Source organism: Jeotgalibacillus terrae, from assembly GCF_016908195.1.
Lineage (GTDB): Bacteria > Bacillota > Bacilli > Bacillales > Jeotgalibacillaceae > Jeotgalibacillus > Jeotgalibacillus terrae.
This window is the reverse complement of the sequence record NZ_JAFBDK010000001.1, coordinates 100,441-116,888: the sequence shown is the minus strand read 5'-3', so window position 1 is coordinate 116,888 and position 16,448 is coordinate 100,441. Positions and strand designations below refer to the sequence as shown.

The window sequence follows — 16,448 nt, the reverse complement described above, 5'->3', positions numbered from 1 at the left end:
AAATTGCCCTCACGAGTAAGTGAGGGCTTCTTTTAAATACATATCTCAAGGAGGATCTTTAATGAATGAACTTGGTCATATTCTTGTAGTTGATGATGAAGAAAGAATCCGCAGGCTGTTAAAAATGTATCTGGAGCGTGAAGGATATACAGTAGAAGAAGCTGAAGACGGTGAAAGTGCGCTTAATAAAGCTCTTGGAGAAGATTATGATTGTATCCTGCTTGACTTAATGATGCCTGGTAAAGACGGGATTGAAGTTTGTAAGGAACTGCGTGAAACCAAAACAACACCTGTCATTATGTTGACTGCTAAAGGTGAAGAGGCAAATCGTGTACAGGGATTTGAGGTTGGGACAGACGATTATATCGTTAAGCCTTTCAGTCCGCGGGAAGTAGTATTAAGAGTAAAGGCATTACTCAGACGTACTGCTACGAGCAGTCACGTGAAAACAGATACAAAAGCCAAAGACATGATTGCATACAGTCACCTTGTAATCGATAATGATGCCCACAGAGTAACTGCTGATGGACATGAAGTTACATTGACACCTAAAGAGTATGAGCTGCTTTTATTCCTGGCAAAAAGTCCGGATAAAGTCTATGATCGTGAGCAATTACTGAAAGAGGTCTGGCACTATGAATTCTTCGGTGATCTGCGGACAGTCGATACTCATGTAAAAAGATTAAGGGAAAAACTTAACAGAGTCTCTGAGAAAGCAGGCAAGATGATTGTTACTGTATGGGGAGTAGGATATAAATTCGAGGTTGACGAATGAGAATCTGGAGAAGTGTAGTAGGCAAGCTGTGGATGACAATTCTGCTGCTTGTCTCCTTTGTTTTATTTATACTGACCATCCTGCTTCTGGAGTTTTTTCAGAACTATCATGTGGAAGAAGTAGAAGAGTCTTTAAGGTATGAAGCACAAAAAGCAGCCAGTATTATTGAGGAACACGATAATTTAGATATGAGTCTTCAGATTGTATCTGAAATTCTTGATGATCCTGTCCATTCTATCGTAAAAATTGACGATCAAACTGTTTTTTATTCAGATGGTGTCAATTATACAGAAATTCTATCTGTCATTGAGGGGAGCAATTCGCTAAGCAGAGTAGATGATGAGTCTGTGATTGTTCAGGATGAATTCCCCACTGGTGAAGATTTCGATAACCGCTACAATAATGTCATGATTGTTGGAGTGCCGGTATCAGATACTGAAGGTGAGACAGCCGGTGCAGTGTATGTTTATCAGTCTCTTGAAGCCATTCAGCAGACCACTGAACAGACGACACGCCTGATTATTTTAGCAGCTGCAATTGCCATTATACTTACTACTATTTTTGCCTTTTTCCTGTCTACAAGAATTACTGCACCACTCAGAAAAATGAGGGAAGGCGCTTTTGAAGTGGCACGGGGTAAATTCGATACAAAAGTTCCAATCCTGTCTAATGATGAAATTGGAGAACTTGCTACAGCTTTTAATCAGATGGGACGACAGCTAAAGCACCACCTCGATGCTCTCAGCCAGGAAAAAGAACAGCTATCAAGCGTACTCAGTTCTATGGCAGACGGTGTAATCACATTTAATAAAGACTGCACAGTCCTGGTTTCCAATCCGCCTGCAGAGCGCTTCCTGAAGAATTGGTATGATGAACAGGAAGATTTCACAAAGCTTGCGCTGCCTCCCACTCTTGAAGAACTGATCCAAAAAGTCATGCAGACAAATGAGGAACAAATAGGTGAACTTGAGGTTAACGGCAGATCATATGTGGCGATTATCAGTCCCCTGTACAGCGGTGATACTGTCAGAGGAGCTGTCGCAGTACTAAGAGACATGACTGAAGAAAGAAAGCTTGAAACGCTTAGAAAAGACTTTATCGCTAATGTATCTCATGAGCTGAGAACCCCGATATCAATGTTGCAGGGGTATAGTGAAGCGATCATTGATGACATACCGCAAAGTGATGAAGAAAGAAAAGATATTGCCAGGGTTATCTATGATGAATCCCTTAGGATGGGCCGTCTTGTGAATGAACTGCTTGATTTGGCACGAATGGAAGCAGGACATATTGTATTGAATCAGGAACAGGTTAAAGTAAATGAATTTGCATCGAGAGTTTTATCGAAATTCAGACTGGGGTTAAACGATAATGATATTCATATGAATTTAGTAAGTGAATTAGATGAATCGGTCGCCATTCACATCGACCCCGACAGAATTGAACAGGTCCTTACCAACCTTCTTGACAATGCAATCAGACATACCAAAACAGAGGGTGACATTACAATCAGAACAAAAATGGAGAATCAATTTATCCGGTTTGATGTTATAGACAACGGAGTCGGTATTCCGGAAGATGATCTGCCATTTATATTTGAACGTTTTTACAAAGCTGATAAAGCAAGGACAAGAGGGCGCGCCGGGACCGGTTTAGGCCTTGCGATTGTAAAAAACCTGATTGAAGCACACCATGGAAAGATTAAAGCAGAAAGTAAGGTTGACGAGGGAACGACGTTTTCATTTTATCTTCCACGAAATTGATCAGTCCATATACAGACATGCAGATATGAAACGGACAATGGTTTTGATAGGTCAGAGCAGAGAATACATCTCCGGTTCTGCCTGAAAAATCAATTGTCCGTTTTTAATACATATTAATTTTAAATCCAGCTTTTACAGTTCACACCTCTCATGTAAAATGAGAGGGTGTATAAATGCAGATGATATAAGAAAACGTTCTGATGAAAGAAACTTTTTCATCTTAAATACGACTAATGGTATGAACGGGGGAGGAGACGGTTAATGGACTCCGTTTTTAAGCGATTATATTCAGATTATCAACAGGATGTTTTTCAATTTTTGATCTATATGGTTAAAAACAGGGATACTGCTGAAGATCTGTTGCAGGAAGTGTATATAAAAGTGATGAATTCCTATCACAGGTTTGAGGGGAAAAGTTCTGAGAAAACCTGGTTATTTTCAATTGCTAAAAATGTGACAATTGATTATTTTAGAAAGCAGCAAACAATACGCAAGCGGGTAATGGACCATTTTGACTGGGGAGAAAGAGAAATTTCATCAAACGGACCGCTCCCTGAAGAAATTACTGAGCAAAATGAAGAGGTTCAAAAGTTGTACAGCTGTCTTGATTTGTGCACGACTGACCAGCAACTTGTCATTGTAACAAGGTATATTCAGGATTTAAGTATAGCAGAGGCAGCAGAAGTTCTTGGGTGGTCAGAAGGAAAAGTAAAAACGACACAGCACCGGGCAATCAAAAAGCTGAAAGAACTGATGTCAGAAGATGGGAGGGATATCAATGACTATTCAGAAGCCGACTGAAAAAGAAATAGAGCATCAATTGAAACAACTGCCGGTCATTAAAAACCGCTTAAGTGCAGAAGATGTTTATCAGCATATTCATTTAAGAAACAGGCCGAAAAAGAATTTTCCCTGGATGCCTGCAGTTGCAGGTACTGCAGCTGCAGCTCTGATGCTTATACTCGGTCCGGGTCTATTTAATCAGGATACTCCCTCAAGTGAGGAATCATCTTCTGACATGGCAATGACCGTGAATGATGAATCTGCCAAAAGTAATGTGCAGGAGTCTGAGCGTGAAGAATCATCAGATACCCGGATAGAGGAATCAAATTCAGTGACACCTGAAGAAGAAACAGCTGAAACTACAGTTGAAGAAGAAGGCGAAGCTGCAGCAGCTGCGGATGAAGAACTTGAAACAGTAGAAATTGAAAGCACTCAGGAATCCGGCCTGCTTTTTGAAGAAGACCTTGGCGGCAGTCAATATTTTGAAGCGGCACTTGTTACAGAAGATGCATACGTCATTCCTTACACATTTGTCGTACCTGAGAGTGAAGAAAGTTTATCAGCGGCCTCTTTATACTTGAAGTGGGCAGAAGTCATTGATGAACAGCAAATGGGATTTATGGATTATCATCCGGTAAGCAGTAACCTGACAGAAGAAGGCGAAATCATTACCGGTATGATCAATGAGCTTGAAAATAAAACCCAGGGATCATCTGCAGCCCTTTTAATTGATGTATTAAAAGAAACTTTCGGCTCTGACTATGATCAGTTCAGAATTGTAGATGAAAATAATGAGGCAGCTGAAGTAGGCGCGTTTGGTATAGTAGAGTCCTATCCGCTTAATCATGACCAAAAAGGGTTTTATGTATATGAAAACAATAATGGAACTTACTATTACGCGAAAAGCAATGAGAATTTCACCACGCTTCAGGAAGCTCTGACAGCAATAGAAGATGAAGTGCCGAATGATCGTTACACTTCACCTGTTCCAGAAAATATTGATGTTAATTATGAAGTGATTGGCAATGAAGTAATTGTGACATTTGAAGGGAATATCAATGAACTGACAGCTGAAGAAAAAATAAAAATGGTTGAATCAATTTTGCTGACAGCAGAATCTTTCTCAATGAGTTCAGTTCAATTTGATGGCATTGAACCCGGTTTTATAGAGGGATATGATTTCAGCGCTCCGGTACCTGTTCCGGTCGGCGGAAACATCGCATATCTGCAATAAAAAAGACCTGGCCAAATAGACAGCAATTGTCTATCCGGCCGGGTCTTTTATTCAAACTTAAGTGCGTCGCCATCAAACGGTTCGTCAGCAACCTTGATGGAATCAGTAGGGCAGCCTTCGAAAGCGTCTAGCATATCATCATACAATACTTCGGGTACTTCAACAGTACCGTCATTGTCATCAAGTACGACAAATGCAATACCCTCATCATCGTAATCATAAATGTCCGGCGCTGCAGCACCGCATGCGCCACATGCAATACATGTATCTTTATCTACGATTGTATATTTAGCCAATTGGATTACCTCCTCATAAAAGCATTTATAAGCTGAAAAATGTCCATTACTTATTTTACTCGTCTGCGTTTCGATTTTCAATACAGAAGACCGTTTAATTTCTTTTACCCGTCTCAGCACAAATGAAAACTGACGAATGCGTCAATCGGATGTTACTATAAATATAACTTGTAAACAAAGGAGATCCTCTATGAATTATCTTGACGCTATGATGATGGTTGGACTCGACATCATCAATGGTGAAAGAACCCAATCCTCTATCTATCATCTTCTAAAAGGTAAAAAAACTTCACAAACAATACAGGATGCACAACTGTTTGGGCTATCCCCTCAGTTTCAAATTTACCCCGCACTGAGAAGAAAAGATTATGATCAGAGGTTATCCGGCCTTTTGCAAAAAGATTTTATTGCAGAGAAAAAAGACGGGATCATGGTTTTAACCGGATCAGGAAAAAAAGCCGTGTCTGATTTTTTTAATGTAAGACCGGTTCCTTATGACCTTAACGGCTGGAAATACCAGAAGTCAGCTCCAATTTTCTGGCACAGGCTGACACTCATGGTTCAGACTGCATCTAACCTGATACATGATCAGCAGCGTTTTCTGCCTGTCAGCAGAGATATACATATACAAAACTGGGTCAGAAATCATGTGAAGCAGTCTGATAAAGCATTACTTGATTACACTTATCAGATTCATAAAGAACTAACAGAGGTTCTCTCATTAGAAAACTTTCCTGATACACCTGATTTAGTCATTCAGAAACTTTCAGGGTTTGAAATGATCGGATTAACAAATCAGCAAATTGCCAATAAGCTGAATTGTGAAGTCTCCGATGTGTATATCCGGTTTTTAAATTCGCTTCATTTCATCATGACAGCTGTTGAAAAAAAGTCTGCAGATTATCCGGTTTTATCATCCATGATGATGTTAGAAAACACTGGAAATACGCTTTTGACAAAATCAACAACTGAAACATACTGTTATTTATCAAAGCAGTACTCTATTGATCAGATTGCAGCAATAAGGCAATTAAAGAAAAGCACCATTGAAGATCACGTACTTGAAATTGCTTTGCTGGATCCTGAATTTAATATTAATCTCTATGTGCATGATGAGTTAAATAAGAAAATTCAATTAGCAGGCGGGGACAGTAGAAGGCTGAGATTTATAAAAGACAAAGTACCGGAAGCGGATTATTTTCAAATCAGGCTAGTACTTGCTACGTCAGAAAGGAATGGGATGGCATGGAGAAATTACTTTATGAAAAGTTTGGGTATTCATCATTCCGGTTAGGGCAGAAAGAAATCATCAGTTCAGTAATTAATCATCAGGATACGATTGCCATGTTGCCTACGGGAACGGGAAAAAGTCTTTGTTACCAATATCCTTCTTATGTAAACAACAATCGGGTCCTGATTATTTCTCCATTATTATCATTAATGCAGGATCAGGTGGATCAGATTAAGTTGAGGGGAGAAAAGAGGGTAACAGCAATTAATTCTTTTCTGGCTTATAACGAGAGAAAACAGCTGGTTGCAAATCTTGAAGCTTACCGCTTTATTTTTCTTTCACCCGAGATGCTGAATTCAAATGAAGTACTTCATAAGTTAAAAGAAATTGGTATTGGATTACTGGTTATTGATGAAGCACACTGTATTTCTCAATGGGGACCAGATTTCAGGCCGGATTATCTGAGACTTGGACATCTCAAAAAGACACTTGGCAGCCCGTGTACACTTGCACTGACTGCAACTGCGACTGAAGAGATCAGGAAGGATATAGCATTGAAGCTTAATCTGAACAATTGGAAAGAGTGGGTATATTCAGTCAACCGGCCAAATATTGCATTGGAAGTCAACACATTTAATCATGTGTCTCAAAAAGAAGATAAACTACTTTCACTTATTCAAAACAACACAGCACCAGGCATTGTTTTTTTCTCAAGCAGAAAAAAAGCAGAGGAGATGCAGGCAGCTGCATCATCTGAAAATGTCAGATCTTCTGTATATCACGGAGGAATGGAAACAGATCAGCGCATCTTAATCCAACAGCAATTTATAAACGGTCAATTGGACTGGATTTTTGCGACAAATGCTTTTGGTATGGGGATAAATAAAAATAACATCAGAACGGTTATTCATTTTCACATGTCATCATCAGTTGAAAACTTTCTCCAGGAGATCGGAAGGGCAGGCAGGGATCTAGAGCAGGCTCACTCCATTCTTCTTTACAGTGAAAATGACGAATTTATTCCGCTGCAGCTTGCAGAGCTTGAAAAACCTGCTTTTGAACAGATAGAAAATTTCTATTATATGTTCAGAAGAGATTTGTCTATTAACGAAATCCAGGAAAAACTGATGCTCTCAGACACTCAAATCAGAGTCCTGAGTTATTATATTCATCATGAACCTGCTGAAGATTGGGCTGAGCGTATCAATCAATTGCTCGATAAAAGAGTGATCAGTAAAAAAGAAAAAGTGTTGGAAATGAAAAGTTATATAGAAGCTGAGTCCTGCCGGAGAGCGAAGCTTTTGGCTTTCTTTGAAGAATCGCCGGCAGCAAAAGCAGATCATTGTTGTGACAAATGTGGACTCGAACACATGATGATGAATAGAGAACAATCTTCATACAAAGAAGTAAGCTGGAAAGAAAAATTGGATAAGTTATTACTTAAAAATGAATAAACAACAGTCCTATACAGGCAGAGAATTAATAAGTGCGGTGTATGCCACACAAATCATTCTGATTATCATATCAATTTTTCTCGGGTTTATTTTATTTAACAGTTTTTCCGACTTCACTCAGCTGTTTCAAATCAATACAGAGATACTAATCATCAGTTTCATAACTGGTGCAGCGATTGTGTTAATAGATTTGCTGCTTATGAAAGTTTTTCCTGAACAATCATTTGATGATGGCGGCGTTAACCGCACTCTTTTCAGCTCTCTCAGACCTGCTCACATCTTACTTTTAACAGGGTTGATTGCATTTAGTGAAGAACTGTTATTCCGGGGGATTTTACAGACTCATATTGGACTGATGGGAGCCAGTATGATTTTTATAGCTATCCATTTCCGGTATCTGAAGAATCTTTTCCTACTTGTAAATGTTACTTGCTTATCTTTTATTTTGGGATTTGTGTATGAATCTACCGAAAGTCTATGGTCAGTTATCATTATTCACTTTATAATAGACTATATATTAGGTATTTATATTCATTATACTTATAAAGAAGGGGATTAAAATGAAAAGAGATCCTTACAGGGACCGTGCAGAAAAAGACAGAAAAGAAATACAGTCAGCTAAACCGGCATCTAGAACTGAAAACAGTCAACAGACTGCCCATTCAAGAGTTGAATTACATGGAAAAAAGAGAGAAGAGAAAAAATCCGGTAAAAAACCATTTCCGCTGACAGGGTTACTGCTTGCAACTTTTATTGTATTACCATTAACCGTTGTACTTGCAGCAGTTTATCTTTTTTCAGATAACGAAACGGGCATTACAAATGCAACGCTTGAAAATGCAAATGAATTTCAAATCGAGAAGATGAGAGAAACAGCATTAAGTGATAAGACTGAACCGGTTATAGCTGAAGAAAATAACGACTCAGCAAGCGAAGAAATTACAGAAGAAGCATCTGAAGAAGCACTAGAGGAAGAACCTGCGGACCAGACTGAAGAAGAACCTGCAGAACAACCGGTGGAACAACCTGTAGAAGAGCCTGCAGAAGAGGTTGAACAACCTGCAGAAGAACCAGCTGAACCAGCTGCAGAAACTCCTGAACCATCAGGAAGTACACATACTGTCCAGGCTAATGAAACGCTATACAGGATTTCTGTCAATTATGGACTGGGGCCGGATGGTGTCGAGCAGCTGAAACAAATTAATGGACTGGGTAACAATGAAATTTACGTTGGACAGGTTTTACAATTACCATAACAGGAAAAAGGGTTTTAACGATGTTTTACAGAATAAAATGATTAAGCAGCTGAGCTGTTACTAATTAACCGGGGTGAATGCAGATGTTTGTTAAAAGTGCGATGGTACCAGCAGCAAAATGTTTTACCGTTCAGGCAGATGAATCGATTGAAAAAGTGATTACTCTTCTGGAAGAGAAAGAAGTGGATGCCTTACCTGTTTTAAGTGGTGATACATATAAGGGTGTGACAACCAGGTATCATATTTATCAGGCTTTCTTTAAATCAGGAATTTCCAAAGAAGCTTTTTATGAAACGAAAAAAGCGGGGGATATATTAACTCATGAGGATAACTACCTGCAGGGTGATGAAATATTTGAAACAACGTTATATCAGCTGAATGATTTTCCGCTTATGTCAGTCGTAGATGCTGACAGAAGGTTCAAAGGGATTGTCACAAGATTCGATGTGTTTAATCAGTTCAGAAGCGCATTTGGAATGCACAAAAACGGTGTGAGAATAGCTTTTACATCCGTCGAAACAGAAGGCAGAATTTCACGGCTTGCTGAAATTATTCAGCAATTTCATGAATCAGTTATTTCACTTGTTACATTTGATGAAACTGATAAGCTTGTCAGAAGAATCGTTCTTAAGATTGAAAAGAGAGATAATCTTGACAAATTCCTGAAGAAACTTGAAAAGTCAGGATTTAGAATTCTTGATATAAAAGAAGATCTTTAATCAATCATTTCCCCGGAGTTCGGGGAAATGATTTTCTTTTTACACCGCTACATCAATGCCAGCTCAGGAGGAAACAATGAAATATCTTTTAGTTATGTTAAGTATGGTTGTTTCAATGTGTCTTTTGATGTTGAAAAGGGCTTTTGAAAATAACCTTGTCACTCATGAAGTAATGTTAAATAATGAAAAAAAATATAAGCCGGTTAACATGCTGTTTATTTCAGATATTCACAGACGATCCGTTTCTGAAAAATGGCTTACATCTCTGCCTGAAACAGATATAGCTGTGATCGGAGGGGATATAACTGAAAAAGGGGTATCTTTCGAGAGAGTCAGAAAAAACGCAGCACTGCTTGCTGCAAATAAAAAAACTTATTTTGTTTTCGGTAATAATGATGAAGAAGTAGATAAAACATTACTTACTGACATACTTGAAAATCAAGGTATTACTGTGCTTGAAAATGAGTCAGTTAAATGTCATCTGAATGAGGGCCTGGTAATTGCAGGTGTTGGTGATATCAACTATAAAAAAGATGATATTAGTAAAACTATGGCTGGTATTCAAGATGAAGATGTCATTTTAATCAGTCACGATCCCAGAATTACAAAAAAATTAAATCAAACAGCGAATGCTGCTAACATTAAGCTTATATTGTCAGGTCATACGCACGGGGGTCAGATCAGATTATTCGGATTCGGTCCTTATCAAAAAGGCAGTATGAAGCGGAAGCCTCATTATTCACATCTGATCAGTAACGGTTATGGCACAACACTTCTTCCTATGCGGCTTGGTGCGAAATCTGAAGTGCATCTGATCCGGATTGTGTGATACAGTTATAAAAAACCTATACAGATTTTACATCTTTGTATAATGAATATATAATTAAGTATCACGAAGTTCGGAGCAGGGGGTAGGCCATGAAAGCTGACGAAGGAAAATATAATATAAAAGCGGTTTCTAATATGCTTGGTATACAGCCTGGAACGCTAAGAGCGTGGGAACGGCGATATCAGATGGTCGCGCCTGTCCGTAATGAATCAGGTCACCGACTTTATACAGATGAGCATATAAGAAAATTAAAATGGCTGGTCTCAAAAGTAAATGCCGGTTTTACAATCAGTCAGGCTGTTGCGCTTTCTGAACAAGAGCAGGACAATATCGTATCGTCAGAGCAAAATGAAGATCAGCTTTCAGTACTCAGGAATGATCTGCTCAGATCACTGATGCAGTTCGATGAAAGCAAATCGCATGATTTAATTAATGAAGCATTCTCGCTTTATACAGTTGATAAAGTACTGATTGATATTTTAGGGAGTATCCTGATAAAAATTGGCCTTTTATGGGAAGAAGAACGTATTACGACAGCTCATGAACATTTTGCTACGTCTATTTTAAGGTCAAGAATTGGCATACTGATGCACTCTTTTCCTCAAAATAACTTTCTTCCAAAAGTTGTTGCTGTCTGTTCACCCGGTGAATGGCATGAGCTGGGACTGTTGATTTTCACGTTATTTATACGCCGGAAAGGTTTTAACGTGATCTATCTGGGTTCAAGCATAAAAGAAGGGGATATACAAGTGGTGCTTGATACAGTAGAACCTAAATTCCTCTTTATGTCCTGTACTTTAAAGCAGAATCTTCAAAGAGCGAAAGAATTAATAAAAGACCTTGAAAAAGATTACCAGGATCTTGCAATCGGACTTGGAGGAAATGCTGTTAATATGATGAGTGATACAGAAAAAGAAGGGTACGAGAAAAATCTGGTGGGTCTCAATAAAGAAGATTGGGAAAATTGGATCAGTAATTCGCTCAATATGTCTGCAAATTAATTGAATAGTGACAGTAAAACTCCTATTATGATTAAATAGGAGTTTTTTAAAGGAAGAAGGGTATAGCAGACGTTTGCTTTGAAATAAGGAGTGACAAAATGAAAACTGAAAAAGTAATTGTGATCGGTGGAGGACCTTGCGGACTATCTGCTGCAATTGAACTGAAAAATAAAGGACTGGATCCTCTTGTAATAGAAAAAGGAAACATTGTGAACGCGATTTATCATTATCCGACACACCAGACTTTTTTCTCATCAAGTGAAAAACTTGAAATCGGGGATGTGCCATTCATTATTGAACAGCATAAGCCCAAAAGAAATCAGGCCCTTGTTTATTACCGGGAAGTTGCGTTAAGACATGAACTTCGAATTAACAGATTCGAGCTAGTAAAAGGTGTCAGGAAAGAAAATGATCTTTTTATGATTAATACAGATAAAGGTGAATATTCTGCTGAGCAGGTCATTGTAGCTACGGGTTACTATGATCATCCAAACAGGCTTGAATGTCCTGGTGCCAAATTAGACAAAGTTCATCACTATTTCAAAGAAGCCCATCCATATTTTGATTTGGATGTAGCTGTAATTGGCGGGAAGAACTCTGCTGTGGATGCAGCGATTGAACTTCAAAAAGCAGGTGCCAGAGTCACGGTGTTATACAGAGGAATTGAGTATTCACAAAGTATTAAACCCTGGATACTGCCGGAATTTGAAGCGCTGGTAAAGAATGGATCCGTCCAGATGATCTTTAATGCTGAAGTAAGAGAAATTAAAGACAATGAGCTTATTTATCATGATGGGTTCAATGAGATATCAATGAAGAATGACATTGTATTTGCGATGATTGGTTATCATCCGGATCATTCTTTTATCGAATCAATGGGTGTGGAAATAGATTATGAAACCGGGCGTCCACTTTTTAATCCTGAAACGATGGAGACGAATATCCCGGGTATTTATATAGCCGGTGTCATCGCTGCCGGCAACAACGCCAACGAAATCTTTATTGAAAATGGCCGTTTTCACGGTAAGCAGATTGCAGAAGCGATTACCGTTCAATAAAAAAAGCTGTGTCATAATTGACACAGCTTTTTTTATTGAAACATTGCAGCGATATTATCCTGATCGTCTGATTGAGATAGTCCGATCATCAGCTTGAGCCGTGCTTTTTGACCATTTAACCCGTTAGAAAAAATCACGCCCATCTTTTTCAGCTGGCGTCCTCCTCCTTCGTAGCCGTATACATCCTGTGCAATTCCATTAAAGCACCTGGATACCAGCACAACGGGTATATTCTTTTCAATCAGGTGAGCAAGTCCATCCACTGTCCCTGGCGGCAGATTTCCCTGACCAAGCGCTTCGATTACTACCCCGTCAAAATCTAGAGAAGCAAGTGCTTCAAATAGTCTTGAATCCATACCGGCATATGCCTTAATAATCGAGACATTTTTATTCAATTCAGATATGGAATATTTAACGTCAAGCTTCGGTGTATGATGGAACAGCACAGCACCTTTGGTTACAATTCCGATTGGCCCATATTGAGGGCTCTGGAAAGTGGAAACATTACTTGCATGTGTTTTTGTCACATTGACAGCGGTGTGGATTTCATCATTTAATACGACAAGTACACCTTTGCCGAATGCTTCATCAGAGGTTGCTACCCTTACAGCACTAATTAAATTATACAGACCGTCAGAGCCAATTTCATTCGATGACCTCATAGCTCCAGTCACAACAATCGGAATTGAAAGTCTCAACGTTAAATCAAGGAAATAAGCAGTTTCTTCAAGTGTGTCAGTTCCATGTGTGATTACAGCCCCATGAATACCGTCTTCTAAATAATATTTTTCAATTATTTTTTTTAGTTCGAGCATATGATCCGGCGTAATGTGCGGTGATGGCAGTGTAAACGGCGTCTCTACGATAAATTCAGCATAATCATTTAAATTAGGCGTATGTCTCATTAACGGATTAGCACCCTCGGGTTTTACTGCTCCGGATTCATCTTCCGACATGGAAATTGTGCCGCCTGTATGAATTAGTAATAGTTTTTTCTTAGACATTTGACCCCTCCGTGAAAGTTAACTGTGTAATTCGATTCTTTTACATGATACGATGAGAAAAACAGATTGAAAAGAGGCAACATCATGATCGCTCTTATTTCAGCTGCGATAGCACCCGGACTGGCTCTTTTAAGCTATTTTTATTTGAAGGATCAATATGACTCAGAGCCTGTCAGAGTGGTTTTCAGGGCATTTATTTTAGGCGTTGCTGTAACATTTCCCGTTATGTTTATACAGTATGTAATAGAAGTTGAAATAGATTTTAGTAATATGATATTTCAATCACTTTTGACATACGGATTATTAGAGGAATTTTTTAAATGGTTTATTTTATATTTCTTTATATTTCATCTCGTTGAATTTGATGAACCATATGACGGAATTGTATATGGTGCTGCAGTATCTTTGGGATTCGCAACACTTGAAAATGTACTTTATCTCGCTGCATACGGCCTTGAAACGGCTGTCGGAAGAGCGTTATTACCTGTATCAAGTCATGCATTATTTGGTGTTGTAATGGGTTATTACATAGGGAAAGCTAAATTCAATCAAAAAAGATACTTATTTGTTTTCATTTCATTAATATTGCCAATCATTCTTCACTCGATTTATGACTTTATTTTAATGAGCAGCAGACACTGGATCTATTATATGGTTCCATTCATGCTGTTTCTGTGGTGGCTTGGTTTATGGAAAGTCAAGAAAGCTCATATTCTGACCGATGCCCACCACAATACTAATCATATATAACAACTAAAAGCATGCAGCTGCATGCTTTTTTTTTGAGCTCTGATTAATGCCTTTTGTATAGTTTGCTGAATTTGGTTCAGATTAATATTATCCATTGTTACAGGAGGTATATGCATGAAGAAACAATATATCGCTACTATACTTATTTGCTTATTATTCTTCAGCAACAGCTCAGCAGTTAACGGATTCAGCGGACAAGTCATTCAAAAAGGAGCATATGGAGACGATGTCATTGAACTGCAGGCACGTCTTCAATATATCGGCTATTACACCGGCCAGATCGATGGGGATTTTGGATGGGGTACTTACTGGGCGCTTAGAAACTTTCAACAGGATTATGGTATGGAAATAGACGGGCTTGCAGGGCCGGAAACGAGGCAAAAACTGATCAATGCAAGTGAATATAATAAAGATTTTGTGAAAGACAACATCAACAAAGGTGTGAAATTTACTCATTACGGCGGGACACCGCTGAAAAATCAGGTGAAAGGGGAATCTTCAACCAAGAAAATGAATTTACCTAAAGGTTATTCTGAAAAAGATATTCAGCTGATGGCTAATGCTGTATATGGAGAAGCACGTGGCGAACCATATGAAGGACAGGTTGCTGTAGCTGCTGTCATTTTAAATCGGATTGAGGATGAAGCATTTCCCAATACTGCCTCAGGGGTGATTTTTGAACCGCTTGCGTTTACTGCGGTTGCTGATGGTCAGATATGGCTTACACCTAACGAGCAGGCTAAACGTGCGGTGATGGACGCTATTAATGGCTGGGATCCCTCAGAAAATGCCTTGTACTACTTTAATCCGGTGACTGCAACGAGTAAATGGATCTGGTCCAGACCGCAAATTAAACAGATTGGTGAACATATATTCTGTCTGTAAATGAGGAGTCTAAAAAGTGAAAAAGAAAAAAATGATCCTGATCATATTGTTTTTATGTGCTTTTATCGCAACTGCAGCAGCAGCCTATCAAAAAGGGCAGGTACAGGCCCTGGAAACTCATATGGAAAATCAATATCAGCGTGCATTTCATGAAATGACGTTCCAAATGGATCTTCTTCATGATGAAATAGGATCCACACTCGCGATGAATGGCGGGCGTACACTGACACCGGCTCTTACGGAAGTGTGGCGGCTGACTTCGATGATCCATTCAGATATCGGTCAACTGCCGCTTGGTATTCTGCCTTTTAGTGAGATGGAAAAGTTTCTGATGAAAATTGGGGAATTCAGCTACCGTACATCAGTCAGAGACCTATCATCAGAACCGCTCACAGGAGAAGAATATGACAAGCTAAAACAGTTGTACAGCCAGTCTGCTGATATTCAGACTGAACTTAGGAACATTCAGGAAAGAATCTTAAATGAAGAATTGAGCTGGCTCGACCTTGAAGAGCTTATGGCTACCGGAGATGCAAAAGCTCAGCCGGTCGTAGACGGTTTTGCTAAAGTGGATGGAAATGTAAAAGGTTACGCCTCAGAAACTTTTGCTCCGACTGAACAGGAAACTGCTTCAATGCGGCGAAAACAACTCCAGCATTTAAGCGGAAATGAAATCACAGAACAGGAAGCACTTAAAATCGCTGAATCCTTTTCTGAAACGGCACTTGATCAGCCAGAAGTTACAAAAAGTAAGAAAGGATCACCTTATCCCTTTATTACTGTCAGAGAACAGGATGAAAACTTTTCAATGGATCTTTCTCTAAAAGGCGGGTATCCATTATATCTGATAAAAGATCGTGAAATTAAGAACACATCCCTCAGTTTAAATGAAGCGTCAGCAGAGGCAGAAGCATTCCTGAAGAAAAACAAGCTGACTGACTTAAAGCTTGATCAGGCCCAGCAGACAGATCACAGTGCTTCATTTACATTTGTTAAGTATCTAGAAGATGAAAACGTATGGGTGCTTGATGATTCAGTATATTTAAAAGTTGCACTCGATAATGGAGAAGTACTCGGCTTTACAGGTTTCGATTATTGGGCAGGGTATGGAGATATTGAAATTCCAGAGCCCTCTCTGTCAGAAACTGAAGCCTTATCACTGCTTCATTCAGATTTTAAAAATGGGGAAACAAGAATGACGCTGATCAGAAATGAGTTTGATGAACATGTTTTATGCTTTGAATTTACAGGCGTTTCAAACGATGAAACTTACCGGATTTATATTAATGCAGAGACAGGTCAGGAAGAAAAAGTAGAAAAACTGTAGAGTTTAACCCTTTTATTCAGTACGTATACAATATACTGAGTAAAAGGGTTTTTTTATAAAAAGTTTATGCTTTCTTACTGAAA

General features: G+C 38.9%; 17 protein-coding genes. 15 read left to right on the top strand and 2 right to left on the bottom strand.

Annotated features, from left to right (window positions below; translation table 11 throughout):
• Window positions 1–61: 61 nt before the first annotated feature.
• The 4 genes from JOD21_RS00630 to JOD21_RS00615 all read left to right on the top strand — a co-directional run bounded on the left by JOD21_RS00630 (window position 62) and on the right by JOD21_RS00615 (window position 4,555).
• A complete protein-coding gene (locus JOD21_RS00630; RefSeq protein WP_204727725.1) occupies window positions 62–775 on the top strand; it encodes a response regulator transcription factor in 714 nt (237 codons plus the stop codon).
• A complete protein-coding gene (locus JOD21_RS00625; RefSeq protein ID WP_204727724.1) occupies window positions 772–2,538 on the top strand; it encodes an ATP-binding protein in 1,767 nt (588 codons plus the stop codon). The genes JOD21_RS00630 and JOD21_RS00625 overlap by 4 nt, the downstream gene beginning before the upstream one ends.
• 261 nt (window positions 2,539–2,799) lie before the next feature.
• Window positions 2,800–3,339, top strand: coding sequence for an RNA polymerase sigma factor SigX (gene sigX / locus JOD21_RS00620; RefSeq protein WP_204727723.1), 540 nt, complete (start codon window positions 2,800–2,802; stop codon window positions 3,337–3,339).
• A complete protein-coding gene (locus JOD21_RS00615; protein ID WP_204727722.1) occupies window positions 3,317–4,555 on the top strand; it encodes a hypothetical protein in 1,239 nt (412 codons plus the stop codon). The genes sigX and JOD21_RS00615 overlap by 23 nt, the downstream gene beginning before the upstream one ends.
• Before the next feature lie 47 nt (window positions 4,556–4,602).
• On the opposite strand, the gene JOD21_RS00610 is transcribed toward JOD21_RS00615, so the two are convergent.
• On the bottom strand, window positions 4,603–4,851 hold the full coding sequence (locus tag JOD21_RS00610) for a ferredoxin (RefSeq protein WP_204727721.1): 249 nt from the start codon (window positions 4,849–4,851) through the stop codon (window positions 4,603–4,605).
• A gap of 190 nt (window positions 4,852–5,041) precedes the next feature.
• Between JOD21_RS00610 and JOD21_RS00605 the strand changes: the two genes are divergently transcribed.
• From JOD21_RS00605 to JOD21_RS00570, 8 genes are all read left to right on the top strand, one after another.
• Window positions 5,042–6,145, top strand: a complete 1,104-nt coding sequence (locus tag JOD21_RS00605; protein ID WP_204727720.1) for a YpbB family protein — start codon at window positions 5,042–5,044, stop codon at window positions 6,143–6,145.
• Window positions 6,097–7,536 carry a RecQ family ATP-dependent DNA helicase gene (locus tag JOD21_RS00600; RefSeq protein WP_204727719.1) on the top strand — a complete coding sequence of 480 codons (1,440 nt, stop codon included), beginning with the start codon at window positions 6,097–6,099 and terminating at the stop codon, window positions 7,534–7,536. Before JOD21_RS00605 ends, JOD21_RS00600 begins: the two co-directional genes overlap by 49 nt.
• A complete protein-coding gene (locus JOD21_RS00595; protein ID WP_204727718.1) occupies window positions 7,529–8,095 on the top strand; it encodes a CPBP family intramembrane glutamic endopeptidase in 567 nt (188 codons plus the stop codon). Before JOD21_RS00600 ends, JOD21_RS00595 begins: the two co-directional genes overlap by 8 nt.
• Window position 8,096: 1 nt before the next feature.
• Window positions 8,097–8,792 carry a LysM peptidoglycan-binding domain-containing protein gene (locus tag JOD21_RS00590; protein WP_204727717.1) on the top strand — a complete coding sequence of 232 codons (696 nt, stop codon included), beginning with the start codon at window positions 8,097–8,099 and terminating at the stop codon, window positions 8,790–8,792.
• Window positions 8,793–8,875: 83 nt separating this feature from the next.
• A complete protein-coding gene (locus JOD21_RS00585; RefSeq protein ID WP_204727716.1) occupies window positions 8,876–9,511 on the top strand; it encodes a CBS domain-containing protein in 636 nt (211 codons plus the stop codon).
• Between the two features lie 76 nt (window positions 9,512–9,587).
• A complete protein-coding gene (locus JOD21_RS00580; RefSeq protein WP_204727715.1) occupies window positions 9,588–10,340 on the top strand; it encodes a metallophosphoesterase in 753 nt (250 codons plus the stop codon).
• A gap of 89 nt (window positions 10,341–10,429) precedes the next feature.
• On the top strand, window positions 10,430–11,341 hold the full coding sequence (locus JOD21_RS00575; RefSeq protein WP_204727714.1) for a MerR family transcriptional regulator: 912 nt from the start codon (window positions 10,430–10,432) through the stop codon (window positions 11,339–11,341).
• 98 nt (window positions 11,342–11,439) lie between these two features.
• Window positions 11,440–12,399, top strand: a complete 960-nt coding sequence (locus JOD21_RS00570; RefSeq protein ID WP_204727713.1) for a YpdA family putative bacillithiol disulfide reductase — start codon at window positions 11,440–11,442, stop codon at window positions 12,397–12,399.
• A 32-nt stretch (window positions 12,400–12,431) separates the two neighbouring features.
• Here JOD21_RS00570 and JOD21_RS00565 read toward each other — a convergent pair whose 3' ends face one another.
• The gene (locus JOD21_RS00565; protein WP_204727712.1) at window positions 12,432–13,403 is read right to left on the bottom strand and encodes an asparaginase; all 972 of its coding nucleotides are present in this window, start codon (window positions 13,401–13,403) and stop codon (window positions 12,432–12,434) included.
• A gap of 84 nt (window positions 13,404–13,487) precedes the next feature.
• Here JOD21_RS00565 and prsW point away from each other — a divergent pair, with 84 nt between their 5' ends.
• The 3 genes from prsW to ypeB all read left to right on the top strand — a co-directional run bounded on the left by prsW (window position 13,488) and on the right by ypeB (window position 16,365).
• Window positions 13,488–14,153 (top strand): glutamic-type intramembrane protease PrsW, encoded by a 666-nt coding sequence (prsW, locus tag JOD21_RS00560; protein ID WP_204727711.1) that lies wholly within the window; start codon window positions 13,488–13,490, stop codon window positions 14,151–14,153.
• Between the two features lie 114 nt (window positions 14,154–14,267).
• The gene (gene sleB, locus JOD21_RS00555; protein WP_204727710.1) at window positions 14,268–15,038 is read left to right on the top strand and encodes a spore cortex-lytic enzyme; all 771 of its coding nucleotides are present in this window, start codon (window positions 14,268–14,270) and stop codon (window positions 15,036–15,038) included.
• 16 nt (window positions 15,039–15,054) lie between these two features.
• Complete coding sequence (ypeB, locus tag JOD21_RS00550) at window positions 15,055–16,365, top strand: germination protein YpeB (RefSeq protein WP_204727709.1); 1,311 nt, start codon at window positions 15,055–15,057, stop codon at window positions 16,363–16,365.
• Window positions 16,366–16,448 lie beyond the last annotated feature (83 nt).